Source organism: Vibrio sp. 10N.261.52.A1 (assembly GCF_002876325.1).
Classification (GTDB): domain Bacteria; phylum Pseudomonadota; class Gammaproteobacteria; order Enterobacterales; family Vibrionaceae; genus Vibrio; species Vibrio chagasii.
In genome coordinates this window covers 1-1,358 of record NZ_MCYD01000679.1, presented here as the reverse complement: position 1 = coordinate 1,358, position 1,358 = coordinate 1, and the positions used below count along the sequence as shown (strand labels likewise).

The following is a 1,358-nucleotide window of genomic DNA, read 5'->3' as shown; positions in this document are numbered from 1 at the left end:
CTCTAGAGGAGAGCATCAAGAGAATCCAAGCTTATCAGCAAGCAGGTGCTGATGGAGTTTTTCTTCCATGTATCAAAGGAACCGATGATATCAAAGCCGTTGTAAATAGCACGTTGTTGCCCATAAATGTCATGTGTGTTCCTGAATTACCAAATTTTAAAGAGTTAGAGGCTCTTGGCGTGAAGCGCATCAGTATGGGTAATTTCTTGTACGAAGCGATGCTTTCCTCATTGCAAAAGAACCTGATAACCATAAAACGTGAGCAATCATTTAGAACATTATTTTGATACCGCAACCCTAAATAGGGTGCAAGCGATCGGAACTTTAAGCTACAGCACTTGTTTTCAAACCAAGTGTGACCCCGTTCCCGTGCGCGGATAAGAGTTGGGACATTAAAACTCCACAGTTGATTCGCTTGATTTCAAAGGTTATGGAATTCTTAATGCACGGGAGTCAATCAAACCAAAAAGGACAAATAAATGCAGTTTGCTAAAGCATTTGAATACAAAAAATGGGCAAATAGTCAGCTACTCGACTTTGGAGAGAGACAATTTTCAAAACTGCCGGAAAATGATGGCATATTTTTCTTAAGAATTCTGAATCATACGACTGTAGTGGATAGTCTTTTTACAAGTCGAATCCTAGGAGAACCGGAAAAATACACTGCTGATAATACGGTTGAAACGCCTTCCTTTTCAGAGCTACGTGAGCGAATGGCTCATAACGATACTCGGTTAGTGCAGTATGCAATGTCAGCCTCAAAAGATGAGTTAGAGAAAGTCATTCAGTTTAACTTCATAGATGGTGATATAGGGACAATGTCTGTTGAAGAAGTCCTTCTCCACTTGCTCACACACGGTAATAACCACAGAGGCATGGCTTCTAGAGTGTTAGCTGAAAACAATTTAGAACGCCCAAAGGACACATTTACCCGTTACCTTCATCTCGCGGAGCCGACACGCAGAGGTAGCGCGGTGTTGAAAGAAAAATAGCAGTAAGTGAATTTGGGAATTCAATATGATGACTTTAAGAACTGCAGACACGCATGAGTTAGATGATATTTATCTTATGGGTTTTGATGTATGGGGAGGTTCCGCATCTGTCGATGAGTATCTAGCTTGTTGTAATAAAAGTGATAAGTATCAGAAGGGAACTTGGTATGTGCTTATTGAACATCAAAAAATCTTATCTTCCTTGATTGTTTATCAGGGAGTGTTTGGTCTTGAAGATGGTAGCTGCGGGCTTGGTTCCGTTGCTACACCTCCAGAGCTAAGAGGCAAAGGCTATGCTTCAAAGTTAATTAACATGATAAAGAATGAGTTACTCCAGAATCAAAATAATACGGTGTTGTTCTTACA

Annotated in this window: 3 protein-coding genes; all 3 read left to right on the top strand. The window is 40.4% G+C overall.

What is annotated here, in order from left to right:
* A partial coding sequence (locus tag BCT81_RS13200) for an isocitrate lyase/phosphoenolpyruvate mutase family protein (protein ID WP_198596888.1) occupies nucleotides 1–287 on the top strand: 287 nt, incomplete at its 5' end.
* A 192-nt stretch (nucleotides 288–479) separates the two neighbouring features.
* Nucleotides 480–992 (top strand): DinB family protein, encoded by a 513-nt coding sequence (locus tag BCT81_RS13195; protein ID WP_008217703.1) that lies wholly within the window; start codon nucleotides 480–482, stop codon nucleotides 990–992.
* Nucleotides 993–1,020: 28 nt separating this feature from the next.
* Nucleotides 1,021–1,358 (top strand): GNAT family N-acetyltransferase (locus BCT81_RS13190; RefSeq protein WP_241908197.1); only part of this gene is annotated, 338 nt, incomplete at its 3' end.